General features: G+C 53.3%; 16 protein-coding genes. 3 read left to right on the forward strand and 13 right to left on the reverse strand.

The window, feature by feature from the left end; genetic code table 11:
• Positions 1 to 166: 166 nt before the first annotated feature.
• The 3 genes from ACHHZ6_RS08925 to ACHHZ6_RS08935 are packed head-to-tail and all read right to left on the reverse strand — an operon-like array spanning position 167 to position 4,222.
• Positions 167 to 1,948 carry a SmdB family multidrug efflux ABC transporter permease/ATP-binding protein gene (locus ACHHZ6_RS08925; protein ID WP_182919500.1) on the reverse strand — a complete coding sequence of 594 codons (1,782 nt, stop codon included), beginning with the start codon at positions 1,946 to 1,948 and terminating at the stop codon, positions 167 to 169.
• Positions 1,941 to 3,713 (reverse strand): SmdA family multidrug ABC transporter permease/ATP-binding protein, encoded by a 1,773-nt coding sequence (locus tag ACHHZ6_RS08930; protein ID WP_395122109.1) that lies wholly within the window; start codon positions 3,711 to 3,713, stop codon positions 1,941 to 1,943. Before ACHHZ6_RS08930 ends, ACHHZ6_RS08925 begins: the two co-directional genes overlap by 8 nt.
• Positions 3,714 to 3,763: 50 nt before the next feature.
• Positions 3,764 to 4,222 (reverse strand): Lrp/AsnC family transcriptional regulator, encoded by a 459-nt coding sequence (locus ACHHZ6_RS08935; protein WP_182273959.1) that lies wholly within the window; start codon positions 4,220 to 4,222, stop codon positions 3,764 to 3,766.
• 115 nt (positions 4,223 to 4,337) lie between these two features.
• On the opposite strand from ACHHZ6_RS08935, the gene ACHHZ6_RS08940 reads away from it, so the two are divergent.
• Positions 4,338 to 5,384 carry a PLP-dependent cysteine synthase family protein gene (locus ACHHZ6_RS08940; RefSeq protein WP_395122110.1) on the forward strand — a complete coding sequence of 349 codons (1,047 nt, stop codon included), beginning with the start codon at positions 4,338 to 4,340 and terminating at the stop codon, positions 5,382 to 5,384.
• Between the two features lie 41 nt (positions 5,385 to 5,425).
• Here the strand turns inward: ACHHZ6_RS08940 and cof are convergent, their stop codons facing one another.
• Complete coding sequence (gene cof / locus ACHHZ6_RS08945) at positions 5,426 to 6,244, reverse strand: HMP-PP phosphatase (RefSeq protein WP_182273957.1); 819 nt, start codon at positions 6,242 to 6,244, stop codon at positions 5,426 to 5,428.
• Positions 6,245 to 6,345: 101 nt separating this feature from the next.
• Here cof and ACHHZ6_RS08950 point away from each other — a divergent pair, with 101 nt between their 5' ends.
• Complete coding sequence (locus ACHHZ6_RS08950; protein ID WP_395122111.1) at positions 6,346 to 8,046, forward strand: SgrR family transcriptional regulator; 1,701 nt, start codon at positions 6,346 to 6,348, stop codon at positions 8,044 to 8,046.
• 66 nt (positions 8,047 to 8,112) lie between these two features.
• The gene (queC, locus tag ACHHZ6_RS08955) at positions 8,113 to 8,808 is read left to right on the forward strand and encodes a 7-cyano-7-deazaguanine synthase QueC (RefSeq protein ID WP_182273955.1); all 696 of its coding nucleotides are present in this window, start codon (positions 8,113 to 8,115) and stop codon (positions 8,806 to 8,808) included.
• Positions 8,809 to 8,870: 62 nt separating this feature from the next.
• Here queC and ACHHZ6_RS08960 read toward each other — a convergent pair whose 3' ends face one another.
• The 9 genes from ACHHZ6_RS08960 to bolA form a co-directional block, all read right to left on the reverse strand.
• Positions 8,871 to 9,269 carry a YbgC/FadM family acyl-CoA thioesterase gene (locus ACHHZ6_RS08960; protein WP_395122112.1) on the reverse strand — a complete coding sequence of 133 codons (399 nt, stop codon included), beginning with the start codon at positions 9,267 to 9,269 and terminating at the stop codon, positions 8,871 to 8,873.
• A gap of 99 nt (positions 9,270 to 9,368) precedes the next feature.
• Complete coding sequence (locus ACHHZ6_RS08965) at positions 9,369 to 9,749, reverse strand: helix-hairpin-helix domain-containing protein (RefSeq protein WP_182919497.1); 381 nt, start codon at positions 9,747 to 9,749, stop codon at positions 9,369 to 9,371.
• Between the two features lie 148 nt (positions 9,750 to 9,897).
• Positions 9,898 to 11,772 (reverse strand): peptidylprolyl isomerase, encoded by a 1,875-nt coding sequence (gene ppiD / locus ACHHZ6_RS08970; protein WP_182919496.1) that lies wholly within the window; start codon positions 11,770 to 11,772, stop codon positions 9,898 to 9,900.
• 212 nt (positions 11,773 to 11,984) lie between these two features.
• Positions 11,985 to 12,257, reverse strand: a complete 273-nt coding sequence (gene hupB / locus ACHHZ6_RS08975; protein WP_010428111.1) for a nucleoid-associated protein HU-beta — start codon at positions 12,255 to 12,257, stop codon at positions 11,985 to 11,987.
• Positions 12,258 to 12,467: 210 nt separating this feature from the next.
• Complete coding sequence (lon, locus tag ACHHZ6_RS08980; RefSeq protein ID WP_182273951.1) at positions 12,468 to 14,822, reverse strand: endopeptidase La; 2,355 nt, start codon at positions 14,820 to 14,822, stop codon at positions 12,468 to 12,470.
• A 183-nt stretch (positions 14,823 to 15,005) separates the two neighbouring features.
• On the reverse strand, positions 15,006 to 16,280 hold the full coding sequence (clpX, locus tag ACHHZ6_RS08985; protein WP_182273950.1) for an ATP-dependent protease ATP-binding subunit ClpX: 1,275 nt from the start codon (positions 16,278 to 16,280) through the stop codon (positions 15,006 to 15,008).
• Between the two features lie 127 nt (positions 16,281 to 16,407).
• Entirely contained in the window at positions 16,408 to 17,031 is a 624-nt protein-coding gene (gene clpP, locus ACHHZ6_RS08990) for an ATP-dependent Clp endopeptidase proteolytic subunit ClpP (protein ID WP_014069126.1), read from the reverse strand.
• Positions 17,032 to 17,290: 259 nt separating this feature from the next.
• Positions 17,291 to 18,589, reverse strand: a complete 1,299-nt coding sequence (gene tig / locus ACHHZ6_RS08995; protein ID WP_182273949.1) for a trigger factor — start codon at positions 18,587 to 18,589, stop codon at positions 17,291 to 17,293.
• Between the two features lie 330 nt (positions 18,590 to 18,919).
• Positions 18,920 to 19,237, reverse strand: coding sequence for a transcriptional regulator BolA (gene bolA, locus ACHHZ6_RS09000; RefSeq protein ID WP_003859051.1), 318 nt, complete (start codon positions 19,235 to 19,237; stop codon positions 18,920 to 18,922).
• Positions 19,238 to 19,323 lie beyond the last annotated feature (86 nt).

Raw genomic sequence — 19,323 nt, forward strand, 5'->3', positions numbered from 1 at the left:
CAAGCGGTGTGCCAGAATTAAAAACAGAGGAGAAAAGCGGTGTAATGCGTGCGGAAAGGCATTGCCCGACTTACAGAGGAAAAAAAACGCACCATGACAGTGCATGGTGCGTTTCCGTTTTGCACCAACAGTAATGACTGTTAGCGCGTTGCCTGATTTTGGTGCATCAGGCGCTAAGCGACTCTTCTTCGCGCGCGCTGGCGGCCAGCTCTTCTCCGGCCAGTTGCAGCTGGTACATCTGCCAGTAGCGCCCTTTTGCCTCTAACAGCTCCCGGTGCGTACCGCGTTCGACGGCCTGCCCGCGATGCAGCACCAGAATGGTATCGGCTTCAACAATGGTTGACAGGCGATGTGCGATGACCACCAGCGTCGTATGGTCACGCACGGCGGCCAGCGCCTGCTGGATAGCCTGTTCGGTACCGGAGTCGATACTGGCCGTCGCTTCATCCAGAATCAGCACCTGCGGCGTTTCAATCAGTACACGCGCCAGCGCCAGAAGCTGCTTTTGCCCGACGGAGAGATTATTCCCCTGCTCACCCAGCCGGGTGTTGATACCGTCGCTAAATTCGCGTGCCAGGTCAGCCAGCTGTACTTTTTCCAGCACCTCCCAGACCTGCTCATGGGTATATGGCCGCCCCAGCGTCACGTTAGCGTAGAACGTATCCGCCATCACGACCGGATCTTGCTGCACCATCGCAACGCCTTTACGTAACACGTTGTGGCTGAGCGACACGAGCGGACGCCCGTCCAGACGAATTTCGCCCTGCGTTAAAGGGTAATACCCCATCAGCAAACTCGCCAGGGTGCTCTTGCCGCTGCCGGTATGCCCCACCAGCGCCACAAAACCACGCGACGGCACATCAAGGCTAATGCCCTGCAACACCAGCCGGTCGTCACGGTAGGCAAACGAAACATTATCAAAAGCAATCGCCCCGCTTTTCAGGGGGTGTTCATCATTGCCATAGGTCTGACGCGGCCTGTCCATCAGCTCGAAGACGCGCTCCCCTGCCACCACGGCCTGTTGCAGCATGGATTGCTGGGTAGTGAGCTCTATAAGCGGCTCGTTAAGGCGTCCGAGGTAGCTAATAAACGCGTACAGAACACCCACTTCAATCGTACCGTTTGAACTCAGCCCAAAGAGCATCAACAGGCCGCAGAGCACCAGCGCCGAGAAGAGGCTTAACAGTGGGCGCAGCAAGAAACCGTCCAGTCGCAGCGTCTGCATACGCGCCATATAGTGCGAACGGCTGGCTTCACCCATTCGCTCACCAAAGCGCGCCTGCTGGCGGAACTGCTGAATGACGCTCATCCCGTTGATCACTTCGTTGAAACCATCATTAATATCGGCCAGATAGGCTCGCACGCGACGCACAATTGGCGTGCTGTAGCGTTGATAGATGACCATCACGATTAACACTGCCGGGAAGATGGTGATCGCCACCAGTGCCATGCGCCAGTCGAGGCTGAACATGGCCACCAGCATGGCACCAATCAGCGCAGCACTGCGCAGCACGGTCGCCACGACGGTGACGTACAGATCGCGGATCACCTCGGTATCGTTGGTAACGCGTGAAATAACCTGCCCAACCGGCTGGATATCAAACTCGCTCAACGGCTGGCGCAGTGCCGCATCCATAACATCTGTACGCAGCTGCTGTACCACGCCAACGGCTGCCCGGTTAAAGAGCAGCGATTGCGCATAGTGCAGCCCGGCCGCCGTCAGCTGTAATCCAACGTAGGCCACACCTAAGCCTGCCACCAGTCCCAGCGGCAGATAGCTTTTCGCCACCATGTTGTCGATGAAATAGCTGATGAGCAGAGGGCCACTCACCTCAGCAATGGCCGCAATCCACAGCAAAAGCACGGCAAGGGACAGTGGTTTCCGCCACGGCGAACCATAGGCGAGCAGGCGTTTGAGCGTTGGCCACTGCGTTCCAGGCTTACGCATTTGCGGCCTCCTCATCCTGTTCAGGAGCATCGTCCAGCGCCGCTTCAAGCTGCTGGTAACGATACATATCACGATACCAGCCAGGCTGCCCGGCCAGTTGGTCATGCTGCCCGCGCTGGGCAATATGCCCGTGCTGCAACACCAGAATCTCGCTGGCTTCCGTCAGCGCCGACAAACGGTGCGCGCTGATGATCACCGTGCGTCCTTCTCCCCACTGGCGAAGGTTATGCAGGATCTGGTGCTCAGTACGCCCATCGACGGCGGAAAGCGCATCGTCCAGGATCAGGATTTCGGCATTCAGCAACAGCGCACGCGCAATCGAAATACGCTGCTTTTGCCCGCCGGAAAGCATGACACCGCGCTCACCAACTTCCGTTTCATAGCCCTGTGGCAGGCGTAAAATATCGTCGTGCACGCTGGCTAAACGCGCCACATGTTCAATTTCTTCCTGTGTCGCTGCGGGGTGACCGAGCGCAATATTGTTCGCCACAGTGTCAGAAAACAGGAACGGCGTCTGGCTGACTACCGCCAGACGGCTGCGCCAGTCGTCCAGCAGTAGCTGCGTCAGAGGGCGATCGTGGAAACGAATGTCGCCCTGTGTCACATCAAAGTGACGCTGGAGCAGCGACAGAACGGTACTTTTCCCGGAACCCGTCGGGCCACAGATACCCAGCATCTGGCCGGGGGATAGCGTGAAATTCACATTTTCGATCACCGGATGTTCCGCGTGTGGATAGGTAAATTCACGAATATCCGCTTTCATCACGCCACGCCCTTCCGGCACCGGTTCGCTACCATCATTGACGACTGGCGCTTCGGCCAGCATGGTGCGAATGCGGCTGTAGGCAGCGCTGCCGCGCTCAACAATGTTGAACATCCAGGCCAGCGCCAGCATCGGCCATATCATCAGCCCCAGATACATCGCAAAACTGGTCAACTGGCCGAGGGTCATCGACCCCTGTACCACCATCCAGCTCCCACCGCCAATGGCCAGCAGGTTCGCCATACCGATCGCGATATATATCGTCGGGTCAAAACGCGCATCAATGCGCGCGACACGCATGTTTTTCGCCCCCGTATCCGCCGCATCGGCCGCAAACAGCGCAGATTGTCTGTCCTCCAGACCGAACGCTTTGATCATGCGAATACTGGTCATACTCTCCTGAGTACGATCGTTAAGCGATGAAAATGCCGCCTGCGCCAGCTTGAAACGTTCATGAAGCTTTTCACCGTAGCGGTTGATCGCCAACGCCATCAACGGCATCGGCAGTAACGCCAGCAGGGTCAGCTGCCAGCTGATCTGGGTAGACATCACGATCAACACCGCGCAGCCCATCACCAGAGAATCCACCAGCGTTAACACCCCTTCCCCGGCGGCAAACACCACGCGATCCACGTCGTTGGTGGCGCGGGCAATGAGATCCCCGGTGCGATGACGCAGGTAAAACTCAGGATGCTGACGACTCAGCTGGCGATAAAAATCTTCGCGCAGCTCTACAGCCAGCTGATAGGACGCGCCAAATAAAAGCACACGCCAGACGTAGCGCAGCAGGTAAACAATTACCGCGGTCAGCACCAGCGTACCAACCCACATCAACACCCGTGCGGTGGTGTAATGCTGTTTCGTGACGCCATCCACGACAAACCCCACCACTTTCGGCGGGATCAGCTGCAAAATGGCAATGATAATAAGCAGGCATACTGCGCCGAGGTAGCGTTGCCACTCCCGACGAAAGTACCAGCTTAATTGGGCAAATAATCGCACGCGGTTTGTTCCTGAAGGTATTATTCCGGCAACGCCGGGAAGTTATTTAATTAATCAATGGGTAATGCGGTGGTGTATTTAATCTGTTCCATCGCAAAGCTTGAGGTGACGTCCGACAAGCCCGGTACGCTGTTGACCAGCCGCTTGTAAAAATCATCATAACGCTTCATATCGGCGACCTGGACGCGCATCAGATAATCGTATTCCCCTGCCATACGCCAGAAGCCGAGTACTTCCGGCATGTCAGAAACCTGGGTCACGAAGCGGCAATACCACTCGCTGCTGTGGTGCTGCGTTTTTATCAGCACAAATGCCGTCAGCCCAAGCCCCAGCTTTTCAGGGTCCAGCAACGCAACGCGCCCCAACAGAATGCCGTCATCTTCCAGCTTCTTGAGTCGCTTCCAGCAGGGTGTGGTGGTCAGATTAACGGCATCTGCCAACGCCTGCAAAGAGAGGGTGCAGTCGCTTTGCAGCAATGAAAGCAGCTTGCGGTCAATTTTATCTAGCATACCCACCTCACAGAGAAAATTTTTCTCCCTTCATTCTATTTTAAAGGCCAGATAGCAACAATTTTTTCTGTGCTTTTCGCTATGCTGGGCACAAAATGACAAACGGATAACTACGATGAATAGCACCTGGGTTAAACATGCCATCAGCGAAATCAATGCCGACTACCAGCGCTCGGCAGATACCCATTTAATCCGCCTCGCCCTGCCGGGAGTGGCTGGCATTCAGCTCTACCTGAAGGATGAAAGCACCCATCCAACCGGTAGCCTGAAGCATCGCCTGGCGCGTTCGCTATTCTTATACGGTTTATGTAACGGCTGGATCAAAGAAGGCACCACCATCATTGAATCCTCATCGGGTTCAACCGCCGTATCCGAAGCCTACTTTGCCCGTCTGCTGGGTCTGCCGTTTATCGCCGTGATGCCCTCCTGTACGGCGAAACGCAAAATAGAGCAGATCGAATTTTACGGCGGACGCTGCCACTTTGTGGAAAGCGCCTGCGAAATCTATGCCGCCTCTGAAATGCTGGCACGCGAACTGAACGGTCACTATATGGATCAGTTCACCTTCGCCGAACGCGCCACCGACTGGCGCGGCAATAACAACATTGCCGACAGTATTTTCCGTCAGATGACCCACGAGCCGCACCCTGTACCCTCGTACATTGTGATGAGCGCCGGTACCGGTGGTACATCCGCCACCATCGGGCGTTACATCCGCTGTCAGGGCTACGATACCCAACTGATGGTGGTTGACCCGCAGAACTCCGTGTTCCTCGACTACTGGCAAAACCGCAATGCAGAACTGCGCAGCCCGGTAGGCAGTAAAATTGAAGGAATTGGCCGCCCGCGCGTGGAGCCTTCGTTCATTCCTGATGTCGTGGATGAGATGCTCCGCGTGCCGGACGCCGCCAGCGTTGCAACGGCGCACTGGCTGGAAACACAGCTTGGTCGTAAAGTCGGTGCCTCAACCGGTACCAATATGTGGGGCGCGCTGCAGCTTGCCGTCCGGATGCGCGAAGAAGGCCGTACCGGTTCTGTCGTCACGTTACTGTGCGACAGCGGCGAACGTTACCTCGACACCTATTACAACGCAGAATGGGTGCAGGCCAATATTGGCGATATTGAGCCGTGGAAAACGCAGATTATGCAGTGGGTGAAATAAAAAAAAGCCAGACCGAAGTCTGGCTTGCTGGAAGGGTCTCACTATTCGGGGGAATACGGGAGGTTGTTTTTGTCCAGCCAATGCGTCAAAAAATGGGACACCGCTTCGTTACGGCAGTGTCCGATAACCGGCAGATGAGGAAGCTCTGCAATTAACTGCGGCATCGCATTCCCCATTATCAGACCGCGACCGACGCTACCCAGCATCTCGCGGTCATTCATGGCGTCGCCAAACGCCATACAATCCTGCATCGTAAAGCCCAGGTGGTTACTCAGTACCGCCAGGGCTGAGCCTTTATTACAGCCCACTGGCAGCACTTCCAGACAATCCACTGCTGAGAAGGTCAGGTGCGCCCGGTCGCCTAAAACCTCATTCAGCTGAATACGTAAACGGCAGAGATCGTCGTGATCGCCACAGAAACAGATCTTCGTCACCGCATGGGCAGGAATACGACGCAGATCGGTAAGCTGGTACTTAAAACCGCTGTAAACATGTGCATGCAGCAGCTCAGGAATTTCACTTCCGGTAAACCAGCCGTCATCGTTAAAGACATGCACGCTGGCCTGCGTATCCCAGGTGCTGTGTAGCACGATATCCGCCACTTCCGGGTTGAGATCTCGACGGTGCAACACATCGCCTTCAACGGAGTGAATGCGTGTTCCGTTACCGGTTATCAGGAACGCATCAAGGGAAAATGCCCCCAGCAGATGGCGCATCTCCAGCACATGACGGCCAGTGGCGAACGTCAGGGTGACATCACGTTCATGCAGGCGCTTCAGGGTGCTCAGGGTTTTCTCCCCTAAACGGTGATCCGGCATTAACAGAGTACCGTCCATATCAAATGCAGCGAGCCTGGCCATGATTACTCCCGAAATGTGATGCGATTAACTTGTGCATCAGTATTACGTGAGATATACGGAAGTAATAGTGAATAGATGATAATTATTGTTCCGGGTTTATCATGCGCCAGCTTAACCGTCTTAAGCAGTATCAACGTTTGTGGCAACCTTCTGAGGGTGCGCCACAGCAGGCCACCGTCACCGAACTTGCCAGCCGCTGTTTTTGCAGCGAGCGGCATGTACGTACGCTTTTACGTCAGGCGCAGGAGGCAGGCTGGCTAAGCTGGCATGCTCAGTCTGGCCGTGGCAAACGCGGTGAGCTGACATTCCACGTGACGCCGGAATCGCTGCGCAATACGATGATGGAAGAGGCGCTGAAGAGTGGGCAGCAGCATAACGCCCTTGAACTGGCGCAGCTTGCCCCCGAAGAGTTACGTGCGTTGCTGCATCCGTTTCTGGGTGGGCTTTGGCAAAACGATACCCCGACGCTGCGTATTCCCTATTACCGCTCGCTTGATCCGCTTCATCCAGGTTTTTTACCAGGTCGGGCAGAGCAACATCTGGCAGGGCAAGTCTTCTCCGGTCTGACGCGCTTTAATGGCAACAGCAGTGAACCCACAGGCGATCTGGCGCATCACTGGGAGGTATCGCCTGACGGCCTGCGCTGGCATTTTTACATCCGTTCCACGCTGCACTGGCACAACGGCGATAAAATCGAGACGCAACAGCTACAGCGAAGCCTGACGGCGCTGCTGGCGTTACCTGCCCTGCGTAAGCTGTTTCAGAGCGTATTACGCATTGAAGTGACGCATCCGCAGTGTCTGACGTTTATTCTGCATCAGCCAGATTTCTGGCTGGCCCACCGTCTGGCAACCTACTGCAGTCGCCTTGCCCACCCCGACCAGCCCATCACGGGAAGCGGTCCCTTCAGACTGAGCGTGTACGATCCCGATTTGGTTCGCCTGGAAAGCCACGAGCAGTACCATCTTAGCCACCCGTTACTGAAAGCGATTGAATACTGGATCACACCACAGCTTTTTGACTATGGGCTGGGGACAAGCTGCCGTCATCCAGTGCAAATCGCCATTGGTGAGCCTGAAGAGCTGGAGAGCCTGCGGCTGGTAAGTAGCAGCACCAGTCTGGGTTTCTGTTATCTCACCCTGAAACAGACCCCACACCTCAGCGAGATGCAGGCAAGGCGGCTCATTAATATCATCCACCTCTCCAGACTCCTGCATACACTTCCGCTGAATGAAGGGTTGATCACCCCAACCCAGGAACTGCTTCCGGGGTGGTGTATTCCCCACTGGGCGGATTTAACGCACGTTCCTCTGCCTGAAAAACTGACGCTGGTTTACCATTTGCCCGTTGAGTTACACACCATGACAAGTCAGCTAAAGCAGTATCTCGCCCGGCATGGCTGCGAACTGACGATTATCTTTCACGATGCCAAAACGTGGGACAGGTGCCAGTACCTTGCAGATGCAGACATCATGATGGGAGACCGGCTTATTGGCGAAGCGCCGGAATATACGCTTGAGCAGTGGCTCCGTTGCGATACGCTCTGGCCCCACCTGCTGAGTGCACCGCAATTTGCTCATCTTCAGGCCACGCTGGATGCAGTCCAGACCCAGGCCGATGAACAGGCCCGGCATATCGGCCTGAAAGCCATTTTTAGCCAGTTGATGGAAAACGCGGTGCTGACACCGCTGTTTAACTACCAGTATCAAATCAGCGCTCCACCGGGGGTCAATGGCATACGGCTCAACACCCGCGGCTGGTTTGATTTCACAGAAGCCTGGCTTCCGGCCTCCAAATCATGAAGAAGCTGGTCGCCACTGCAGTCAGACGGTAACATGATGTTTTTACCGTAACTGTCGAGATGATTTATGAAACGTGCCGTCGTCGTGTTCAGCGGAGGACAAGATTCCACTACCTGCCTGGTTCAGGCTCTTCATCAGTACGATGAAGTTCACTGCGTCACCTTCGATTATGGTCAGCGTCACCGCGCTGAAATCGACGTTGCCCGTGAACTGGCGCTGAAACTGGGTGCACGCGCGCACAAGGTGCTGGACGTTACGCTGCTAAATGAACTGGCCGTAAGCAGCCTCACCCGCGACAGTATCCCCGTTCCTGATTACGAACCTGATGCCAGCGGTATTCCAAATACCTTTGTACCTGGCCGCAATATCCTCTTTCTGACCCTGACGGCGATTTATGCTTACCAGGTCAAAGCCGAAGCAGTGATCACCGGCGTGTGCGAGACTGATTTTTCCGGCTACCCGGACTGCCGTGACGAATTCGTCAGAGCGCTCAACCATGCCGTCAATCTGGGTATGGCGAAGGAAACCCGCTTTGAAACGCCGCTGATGTGGCTCGATAAAGCAGAAACCTGGGCGCTGGCAGACTACTGGGGCAAGCTGGATTTGGTTCGCAACGAAACCCTGACCTGCTACAACGGCATTAAAGGTGACGGTTGTGGTCAGTGCGCCGCCTGTAATCTGCGTGCTAATGGGCTGAATCACTACCTTGCTGACAAGGCTGGCGTGATGGCGTCAATGCAGAAAAAGACCGGGCTGAAATAAGGCAACGTCGCCGTGCTGTCGAAACGTTTTACACCGACAGCACGGGTACTCCGGAACAAATCCTACACGATCATCGACTCCAGCTTTTCACGCAACTCCCCTTCCAGCGGCAGCGCTTTCTGGGTTTTAAGAGCGATACAGACAAAGGTGATCAGTGCGTCGGCAACCACCTGCCCTTCAGGATCCAGCGTCACCACCTGGCTGAGTACACCGCTCTTCCCGTTAAGCTGTTGTACCTTGCTGGTGACGGTAAGCACATCCCCCAGCACGGCGGGACGACGGTAGTTAATATTGATATTGACGACCACAAACGCGATGTTGTGCGCAGTCAGCCACTGAAAGCTTTCGCTGTTTTCCAGCCCGTCCCAGCGTGCTTCTTCAAGAAACTCGAGATAACGGGCGTTGTTCACATGCTGGTAAACATCGAGGTGATAACCGCGTACTTTGATTTTTGTCTGCATAGCGCAATAGCCTTTACTGTTATTGTAGGATTTGAGGTCACAACTGGTATGACCTCTTTATCCTGGCAAATTTTTGCCGCAGTGCAAGAAATTGCGTAATTACAACGTCAGGTGTGAGAGGTTGCGCTCAACCAGTGAACTGCCCATCCCCGGAACCTGCTTCAGATCGTCGACGGTTTTAAAGGGACCGTACTCTTCGCGGTAGCTGACGATGGCCTGCGCCTTCTTCAGCCCGACACCATTCATCACGCGAGCGAGATCTTCTGCAGATGCCGAATTGATACTGACTCGCGAACCATCGTCGTCAGTTGCTTTGCTACTCCCGGAGGTTTTGGCTGGTGCATTCGTTTGCACTGGCGTCTCGGCCTGACTTTGGGCGACCGGCGTTTTCGCAGCCGGGGATGCCGCCAGTGCGCCAGCGTTCATCCCGGTGGTGGCAATAGTCAGCGTAATTAACAGTGCTTTGATTCCACGTTTCATGCTGTTTTCTCCTTGTTTGTTGACAGCCACGCCACGATAGCCGCCCGCCACAACAGGTACAAACAGCAGATTGCAGAAATGGAAAAGGCCGCGAAAGCGGCCTTTAGTTTTTGCAGAGCGTTACGAAAATCTGCGAGCAGATACGTAATTATTGCTGCTGAGTGATTATATCGCCCAGCTTAATTTTAGCGTCTTTACGCAGGTTGCTCATCATCGCCTCGAAAGCAATCTGGGCGTTGTTCTGGGTAATGCCCTGAACCATCGCTTTCTTTTGCTCTTCTGGCATGGTGCCCGCTTTGACTTCATCAAGTGCCAGCAGAACCACGTTACCCTGCATATCGGTTGTCGTACCGAAGCTTGGCTTGTCCTTCGCCGGCAGGCTCAGGCCAAATACCACCTGGCTAACAGGATCCTGACCGGTACGGCTCAGCGTTTTCGCCTCGCCGAAGCTCAGACCCGCCGCTTTCAGTGCGTCATCGCCTTTACCTGCTTTCAGCGCGACCAGAAGCTTCTCAGCATCCAATTTTGCCTGCTGTTCAGCTTTGTTGTGCTTAACCTGTGCAACAACCTGATCTTTGACCTCTGCCAGCGGTTTTACCGCTTCAGCTTTGTGCTCGCTGACACGCAGAACGAAGGCACGGTCACCGTCAACAGTAATGATGTCTGAGTTGCTGCCCGGAGTACCGTTCTCACCGACCAGACCGCCATTGAAGATAGCATCAGAAACCGGTTTGAAGTTCAGCTCTTCCGGCAGGTTGTTACGACCAAACCAGCCCGTCTCAACCGCTTTCACACCTGCCGCCTGCTCTGCACCTGCCAGAGATTCGTTATCGTTGCTCGCCGCATCGCTCACTTTCTGCTGCAGGGCGTAGTAGGCATCCAGCGCTTTTTCCTGCTTCACTTTTGCCGCGATGTCGTCACGCACGTCAGCCAGCGCCTTGGTTTTCGCGGCTTCGATATCATCCAGACGAGCGACCAGGAAACCAACGGAAGACTTAATAACGCCAGACATCTGGCCTTTGTCTTTCAGACCCGCATTTTTCAGTTCGTCAGGCGTTGTGCCCTCTTCCAGCCAGCCCATATCACCACCATTTTTGGCAGAGATAATGTCGGTGGATTTTGCTTTCGCCACGGTTGCGAAATCTGCGCCTTTGCTCAGCTCATCCAGTACCGCTTTGGCATCTGCCTCAGTTTTGGTCTGGATCACGCTGTAACGGTTACGCTGAGGCTGAGTGAACTGATCCTGATGCTGGTCATAGTAAGACTGAATTTCCGCATCAGATGCAGTTTCCTGCAGTGCAGCCGCATCCAGCTTGATATAGCTTACGCGGAACTGCTCAGGGGCAACAAAGTTGTTCTTGTTCTGCTCGTAGTAAGCGTTAACGTCTGCGTCGCTGACCTGCTGTTTAGCCGCCAGGGCATTCACATCAATGGTTGCTTCACGCACAACACGCTGCTGAGACACCAGTGCAGCCAGCTCATCAGTTTCACCTTTGAGCATGAAATCTGTGCCAACAACGGCATTGATGAGTTGCTGAGTGGTCAGCTGATTACGCAGAGCCTGCGCGTATTGATCGGCCGTCATACCCATCTGGTTGACGATACTGTTGTAACGGGTATTGTCGAATTTGCCGTTAGACTGGAATGCTGACGTCGCGAAGATAGCCTTTTTGACCTGCTGGTCGCTGATGCCCAGCCCCAGGCTTTTCGCATACTGATCCAGCAGTGCTTCGTCAATGAGTCGGTTCAGCGTCTGCTGACGCAGGGTTTTCATATAACCTTCGTTCGCTGCCAGCTCAGAGAATTGGTCGCCCAGCTGTTGCTGCATACGGTTACGTTCACCAGCAAAAGCGTTCTCGAACTGCCCACGGCTAATTTCCTGGCCATTCACTTTTGCGGCATAGTTCGCGCTACCGCCAATAAGGTAGCTGCTCACGCCGGTCAATATGAACGACACGATAATGATACCGAAAATAATCTTGAGCACGAGACTGTTAGCAGCCGTGCGTAAGCTGTCCATCATGGTGTAACAACACTCCGCTGTAGGTGACTGGTTATCTGACGCTGACGGAAAATCCTGACCGTCGCGCGTAAAGGCGTATTGTGACAAGAAAACAGGGCGATTGTCAGCCCACAACTCGCGTAAACTCGCACAAATCAGGTCTGGACAAACAAAAAAGGCACATCAAATGATGCGCCCTTGTACTTTTCAGCTTCCCGGAAACGGGAAAGCAATCAGTTTACTGCGTCTTTCAGCGCTTTACCTGCACGGAAACCCGGCACTTTAGCGGCAGCAATGGTGATCTCTTTACCGGTTTGAGGGTTGCGGCCAGTACGGGCAGCACGCTCTTTAACAGCAAAAGTACCGAAGCCTACCAGTGCAACGTCGTCCCCAGACTGCAGAGATTCAGTAACAGAAGCAATTAATGCATCTAACGCACGTCCAGCTGCAGCTTTAGAAATATCAGCACCAGCAGCAATTTTGTCAATCAGTTGAGATTTATTCACTGTTCTCTTCCTCTCTTTATAATTTATATCGCGCCTGAATCCTTCACAGCGCGACCGCGCAGCATTTATATCAGGCCAGCCATGACCTTACAACACTCGTTGTTGATGGCTAACCCAATCAGCAATCTAAATTAGCTATACAAAAAAAGGCTGGCAAGTCCGAAATGACTTTCCAGCCTTGTTTTTCTTGGCGCTATTTGCGCAAGGTCACTATTTTGCGGTTACAACCTGCATTCCGGAAGGCTCATTCTGCAGTGCGAGAGTCAGAACTTCCTCAATGCGTTTCACCGGATGGATCTGCAGATCGGCAATAACGTTGTCCGGAATCTCTTCCAGATCACGTTTGTTTTCGTCAGGGATCAATACGATTTTGATCCCACCACGGTGTGCCGCCAGCAGTTTTTCTTTTAAGCCACCGATTGGCAGAACCTGACCACGCAGGGTGATTTCACCCGTCATCGCCACATCAGCACGCACCGGGTTCCCTGTCAGACAGGAGACCAGAGCGGTACACATGGCAATACCTGCGCTTGGGCCATCTTTCGGCGTTGCCCCTTCAGGAACGTGAACGTGGATGTCGCGTTTTTCGTAGAAATCCGGGTTGATACCCAGTTTTTCTGCACGCGCACGTACCACGGTCAGAGCAGCCTGAATGGACTCTTGCATGACTTCACCCAGAGAACCGGTATAGGTCAGTTTGCCTTTACCCGGCACACTGGCCGTTTCAATGGTCAGCAGATCGCCGCCCACTTCCGTCCATGCCAGACCGGTGACCTGGCCTACGCGGTTTTCGTTGTCCGCACGCCCATAGTCGAAGCGCTGAACGCCCAGATACGCATGCAGATTGTCGCCGTTAATCACAATGTGTTTCAGGCTCTTATCCAGCAGCAGCTGTTTAACCGCCTTACGACACAGTTTGGAGATTTCACGCTCAAGGCTACGCACGCCGGCTTCACGGGTGTAGTAGCGAATAATACCGACAATTGCACTGTCTTCTACCGTCAACTCGTTAGCTTTCAGCGCATTACGCTCAATCTGCTTCGGCAGCAGGTGCTGCTTCGCAATGTTCAGCTTCTCATCTTCGGTATAACCGGACAAACGGATCACTTCCATACGGTCCAGCAGCGGTGCCGGGATGTTCATGGAGTTGGAGGTCGCCACGAACATCACATCGCTCAGGTCGTAGTCCACTTCCAGGTAGTGATCGCTGAATGCCACGTTCTGTTCTGGATCAAGCACTTCCAGCAGAGCTGACGCCGGATCGCCACGCATGTCCGAAGACATTTTGTCGATCTCATCAAGCAGGAACAGCGGGTTTTTAACGCCCACTTTCGCCATCTTCTGGATCAGTTTACCCGGCATAGAACCGATGTAGGTACGACGGTGACCGCGGATTTCCGCTTCATCACGTACGCCACCCAGCGCCATACGGATATACTTACGTCCGGTCGCTTTGGCGATGGACTGGCCCAGAGAGGTTTTACCCACCCCTGGAGGCCCTACCAGGCACAGGATTGGCCCTTTAATTTTGTTCACACGACTTTGTACCGCGAGGTACTCAAGAATGCGATCTTTCACGCGCTCCAGGCCGTAGTGGTCGGTGTCCAGGATCTCCTGAGCCTGACGCAGGTCTTTTTTGACCTTGCTGCGGGCATTCCACGGAACCTGTACCATCCATTCAATGTAGCCGCGCACAACGGTCGCTTCAGCCGACATCGGAGACATCATTTTCAGCTTCTGCAGTTCTGCTTCCGCTTTCTCTTTTGCCTCTTTCGGCATTTTTGCCGCGTCGATCTTACGCTTCAGCGCTTCGTTTTCATCCGGTGCATCTTCCATCTCGCCGAGTTCTTTCTGAATGGCTTTCATTTGCTCGTTCAGATAGTACTCGCGCTGAGATTTTTCCATCTGCTTTTTCACGCGGTTGCGAATACGCTTCTCAACCTGGAGCAGATCGATTTCAGATTCCATCATCGCCATCAGGTATTCCAGACGTTCGTTAACGTCGGACATTTCCAGCACGGACTGTTTGTCAGCCAGCTTCAGCGGCATATGTGCAGCGATGGTATCCGCCAGACGTGCAGGGTCGTCAATGCTGTTCAGCGACGTCAGCACTTCTGGTGGGATTTTCTTGTTCAGCTTGATATAGCCTTCAAACTGGCTAATCGCAGTGCGTACCAGCACTTCCTGCTCGCGTTCATCAAGCTGAGGCGAATCAAGATACTCTGCCTTTGCAGAGAAGTGTTCGCCATTGTCAGACAGAGTGGTAATACGCGCACGCTGCAAGCCTTCTACCAGCACCTTTACGGTGCCATCAGGCAACTTCAGCATCTGCAAAATAGAGGCCACGGTCCCGACGGTGAAAAGATCGTTTACACCCGGCTCATCCGTTGATGCTTCCTTCTGCGCAACCAACATGATTTTTTTATCATGATCCATGGCAGCTTCGAGGCAACGGATAGATTTTTCCCGCCCTACAAATAAGGGTATGACCATGTGCGGATAAACCACCACATCGCGCAACGGCAATACGGGGATTTCAATGCGTTCAGAACGCTCAGGATTCATAGAGCTCTCTCTTAGTTTAGTGTCCGCCAGGTAAACTGGTTATGTGACTGTGCTTCACACAACCATTAACATGTAAGCAGTATATGGGGATGTATTCCACACATTCAACGCCATGGAGTCGGAAAAATAAAAGGGGAGATAAAATCCCCCCTTTTTGATTAACTGCTTGTATGATTTGGTGAATTATTCGCCAGATGCCTGCTGCGCTTCAGGCTTACCATAAATCAGCAGCGGCTTGCTCTGACCGCCAATAACAGACTCGTCAATCACCACTTTCTCGACATCTTCCATAGACGGCAGATCGTACATGGTATCGAGCAGTGCCGCTTCTACGATAGAACGCAGACCACGCGCGCCGGTTTTACGGACCATCGCTTTCTTCGCAATCGCATCCAGCGCTTCATCGCGGAATTCCAGCTCAACGCCTTCCAGATTGAACAGCGCCTGATACTGCTTGGTCAGGGCGTTTTTCGGTTCTTTCAGGATCTGAATCAGCGCTTCTTCACTCAGTTCGTTCAGCGTTGCCACAACCGGCAGACGGCCAATAAACTCAGGGATCAGACCGAATTTGATCAGATCTTCTGGTTCTACCTGAGAGAGCAGTTCGCCCTCGTTCGGTTTTTCAGACGTCGATTTCACCGTCGCGCCGAAACCAATGCCGGAGCCGGTTTCAACACGGTGGGAGATCACTTTATCCAGGCCCGCGAACGCACCACCGCAGATGAACAGGATCTTGGAGGTATCAACCTGCAGGAACTCCTGTTGCGGATGTTTACGGCCACCCTGAGGTGGAACCGCAGCAACGGTACCTTCAATCAGCTTCAGCAGTGCCTGCTGTACACCTTCGCCCGACACGTCACGGGTGATAGACGGGTTGTCTGATTTACGGGAAATCTTATCGATTTCATCGATATAGACGATCCCGCGCTGTGCTTTCTGTACGTCGTAATCACACTTCTGCAGCAATTTCTGGATGATGTTTTCCACGTCTTCACCCACATAACCGGCTTCGGTCAGGGTGGTGGCATCTGCCATCGTGAACGGAACATCCAGCAGACGTGCCAGCGTTTCTGCCAGCAGCGTTTTACCGGAACCGGTTGGGCCAATCAGCAGAATGTTACTTTTACCCAGCTCTACACCATTGCTGGTATCGCCGTTACGCAGACGTTTGTAGTGGTTATATACCGCCACCGCCAGCACTTTCTTAGCCTGCTCCTGACCGATGACATAGTCGTCAAGATGATGACGAATTTCATGCGGTGTTGGCAACGCGCTACGCTCACGGTGCGGGGCGACTTCTTTAATCTCTTCGCGGATGATGTCGTTACATAAGTCGACACATTCGTCGCAGATATACACGGACGGCCCGGCAATCAGTTTACGCACTTCATGCTGGCTTTTGCCGCAAAAAGAGCAGTACAGCAGTTTGCCCGAACCATCTTTGCGTTTATCTGTCATGAGTCCAAACCTCTTTTTAAGTTCTTTGTGCCGCACATGACGACGCAAATACCATTCTCAGACGCAAGCTGCTCTCAGGCAGCGTGCCGCCTTACTTTAGTATAGCGGCACACTCGCGTCGTAGGCATCAATTACGATGGGTCAAAACGGAGTCGACTAAGCCGTACTCAACTGCCTCAGGTGCAGAGAGGAAGCGATCGCGCTCGGTATCGCGCTCGATCTGCTCGAGGGATTGACCCGTATGCTGCGCCATAAGTTCATTCATGCGCGCTTTTACTTTCAGGATTTCGCGGGCGTGGATTTCAATATCCGTCGCCTGACCCTGGTAACCACCCAGCGGCTGGTGAATCATCACGCGGGAGTTTGGCAGGCAGAAACGCTTGCCCTTGGCCCCAGCGGTTAACAGGAAGGCCCCCATAGATGCAGCCTGTCCCATACAAATAGTACTCACGTCCGGCTTGATGAATTGCATGGTATCGTAAATAGACATACCCGCCGTAATCACACCGCCCGGTGAGTTAATATACAGGTAAATGTCTTTTTCCGGGTTTTCCGCTTCCAGAAACAGCATCTGCGCCACGATCAGGTTAGCCATGTGGTCTTCCACCTGGCCGGTCAGAAAGATAACGCGTTCCTTGAGCAGACGGGAATAGATATCAAAAGAACGCTCACCACGTGAGGTCTGTTCAATAACCATTGGCACCAGAGCCATATGGGGTGCAAAGTTATCTCGTTCGCCACTGTATGACATTTCCGTCTCCTGGATCAAAATTGAAAACACCTGCTGTCTGATTGTAACCTTACGGACGGATTATCAGCCAGTCTCATTCATCGTGATTACATACTTATGGGGTTCGCATCGCCCTATTTCAAGCATAACAACCTTTTGTTGTTACGCTAACACTGAAAGGGCGTTTTAGCACTCTTCCTGGGCTATTGGCGCGATAAAAAAAACCCGTCGCCGGAAGGCAACGGGTTTTCTGTTCAAACTTTAAACCGTTGGGGCGAAATTACGCCTGCTGGTTCATCAGTTCGTTGAAAGAGGTCGCTTTTTCGGACACTTTAGCTTTCGCCAGTACCGCTTCAACAGCCTGCTCTTCCAGCGCAACGTTGCGCATGTTGTCCATCAGCTCTTTGTTCTTACCGTAGAACTCGATAACTTCTGATGGATCTTCGTATGCAGAAGCCATCTCTTCGATCAGACCTTTCACACGTTCTTCGTCAGCTTTCAGCTCGTGGGTACGAATGACTTCGCCCAGCAGCAGGCCAACAACAACACGGCGTTTCGCTTGCTCTTCGAACAGCTCACGTGGCAGTTCCATCGCTTGCTGCTGGTTGCCACCGAAGCGCTGTGCAGCCTGACGGCGCAGAACGTCGATTTCGCTGTCGATCAGGGCAGCAGGAACGTCGATGTCGTTCGCTTTCACCAGACCTTCGATCGCCTGAGATTTAACACGGTTACGCACAGCACCGTTCAGCTCGCGTTCCATGTTTTTACGCACTTCGGTACGCAGACCCGCGACAGAACCATCTTCCACGCCGAAACGTTTGATGAATTCTTCGGTCAGTTCTGGCAGTTCGCGCTCTTCAACTTTCTTCAGGTTGATAACGAACTTCGCTGCTTTCCCTTTCAGGTTTTCAGCGTGGTATTCTTCCGGGAAGGTCACGTCGATGGTGAACTCTTCGCCAGCCTTGCGGCCTTTGATACCGTCTTCGAAGCCTGGGATCATACGACCCTGGCCCATTGCCAGTACGAAGTCAGACGCTTTGCCGCCTTCGAACTCTTCGCCGTCTACAGAGCCGGTGAAGTCGATGGTGACACGGTCTTCAGCGTCAACAGCGCCTTCTTTTTCTTTCCAGTTCGCCTGCTGCTTGCGCAGGGTGTCCAGCATGCCGTCAACGTCTTCGTCAGTCACGGAAACAATCGGTTTTTCAACTTCGATAGATTCCAGACCTGTCAGCTCAACTTCCGGGTACACTTCGAACTCTACAGAGTAGGTGAAGTCTTCGCCCAGTTTGTATTCGCCTGGAACGTAGTTTGGCGCGCCAGCCGGATTGATTTTTTCTTTGATGATCGCATCGATAAAGTTGCGGCTCATCAGTTCACCCAGCACATCCTGACGCACGGAAGCGCCATAACGCTGAGCAACAACATTCATTGGTACTTTGCCCTTACGGAAGCCGTCAATACGTACTTTCTTTGATACGTTGACCAGCTCGCTTTTCACAGCAGTTTCGATGCTGTCAGCAGCGATAGTAATCGTTACACGGCGGCCAAGGCCTTGAGTGGTTTCAACTGAAACTTGCATCTTGTTACCTCAAAAAAATCACAGTGCTCGGTCAACTCTGAATCTGTCTGTTTTACCGGGATGCTCTCTTAGTGCAGATTCACATTCCCTGTCGCCAGAATCATCCCGAAGACATTCATTAAGACGCGGCATTATAGCGGCATCACTTAGGTGAGTCGAGAACGGTTGGGACATGTTGCTGCGGCTTTTTTCACACTTTAAGGCTATTTTTAGCCTTAAAAACGCGCCATACGCTCAAAACTCAGACAAAACAAAACGGCCCGAAGGCCGTTTTGACGAAATCTCTATGCAACATACTGGAAAAACTCCAGCGGTTGCAAATCCGATTTTTCAGGCTATGGTGCCTGCACCACGGCAGGGAGGTGATGCGAATACCGTATCCTGCAGACCTTCCCACTCCTTAATGGTATAGGTATGCAACGCCAGCGCATGTACGGTCGTGGAGAGTTCTTCCGTCAGGGTGCTGTAGATCAGGCGATGTCGGTTCAGGAAACGTTCTCCCGTGAAGCGATCGCTGACCAGAACCACTTTGAAGTGGCTTTCAGAACCTGCCGGAACGTTATGACGATAGCTTTCGTCGACGACTTCGAGGAACACAGGGTTGAACGCTGCCCTTAATTTTTCTTCTATCTGCTCACGTATCATCATGAAATTACTCCTCCGACAACGCCAGGATGTCACCCATCCCTTTAAATGTTAGCCGCTTTTACCGTTTCCATTACAACAAGACAACA

Origin of the sequence: Enterobacter cloacae complex sp. 2024EL-00214 (assembly GCF_043945575.1) — a bacterium.
In the GTDB taxonomy this organism is placed as follows: Bacteria; Pseudomonadota; Gammaproteobacteria; order Enterobacterales; family Enterobacteriaceae; genus Enterobacter; species Enterobacter cloacae_P.

Excerpts from the sequence above, each read along its gene's own strand:
- ACHHZ6_RS08925 (WP_182919500.1), bottom strand. The coding sequence starts at position 1,948 with ATGCGTAAGCCTGGAACGCAGTGGCCAACGCTCAAACGCCTGCTCGCC.
- ACHHZ6_RS08935 (WP_182273959.1), bottom strand. The coding sequence starts at position 4,222 with ATGCTAGATAAAATTGACCGCAAGCTGCTTTCATTGCTGCAAAGCGAC.
- ACHHZ6_RS08940 (WP_395122110.1), top strand. The coding sequence starts at position 4,338 with ATGAATAGCACCTGGGTTAAACATGCCATCAGCGAAATCAATGCCGAC.
- cof (WP_182273957.1), bottom strand. The coding sequence starts at position 6,244 with ATGGCCAGGCTCGCTGCATTTGATATGGACGGTACTCTGTTAATGCCG.
- ACHHZ6_RS08950 (WP_395122111.1), top strand. The coding sequence starts at position 6,346 with ATGCGCCAGCTTAACCGTCTTAAGCAGTATCAACGTTTGTGGCAACCT.
- queC (WP_182273955.1), top strand. The coding sequence starts at position 8,113 with ATGAAACGTGCCGTCGTCGTGTTCAGCGGAGGACAAGATTCCACTACC.
- ACHHZ6_RS08960 (WP_395122112.1), bottom strand. The coding sequence starts at position 9,269 with ATGCAGACAAAAATCAAAGTACGCGGTTATCACCTCGATGTTTACCAG.
- ACHHZ6_RS08965 (WP_182919497.1), bottom strand. The coding sequence starts at position 9,749 with ATGAAACGTGGAATCAAAGCACTGTTAATTACGCTGACTATTGCCACC.
- ppiD (WP_182919496.1), bottom strand. The coding sequence starts at position 11,772 with ATGATGGACAGCTTACGCACGGCTGCTAACAGTCTCGTGCTCAAGATT.
- lon (WP_182273951.1), bottom strand. The coding sequence starts at position 14,822 with ATGAATCCTGAGCGTTCTGAACGCATTGAAATCCCCGTATTGCCGTTG.
- clpX (WP_182273950.1), bottom strand. The coding sequence starts at position 16,280 with ATGACAGATAAACGCAAAGATGGTTCGGGCAAACTGCTGTACTGCTCT.
- clpP (WP_014069126.1), bottom strand. The coding sequence starts at position 17,031 with ATGTCATACAGTGGCGAACGAGATAACTTTGCACCCCATATGGCTCTG.
- tig (WP_182273949.1), bottom strand. The coding sequence starts at position 18,589 with ATGCAAGTTTCAGTTGAAACCACTCAAGGCCTTGGCCGCCGTGTAACG.
- bolA (WP_003859051.1), bottom strand. The coding sequence starts at position 19,237 with ATGATGATACGTGAGCAGATAGAAGAAAAATTAAGGGCAGCGTTCAAC.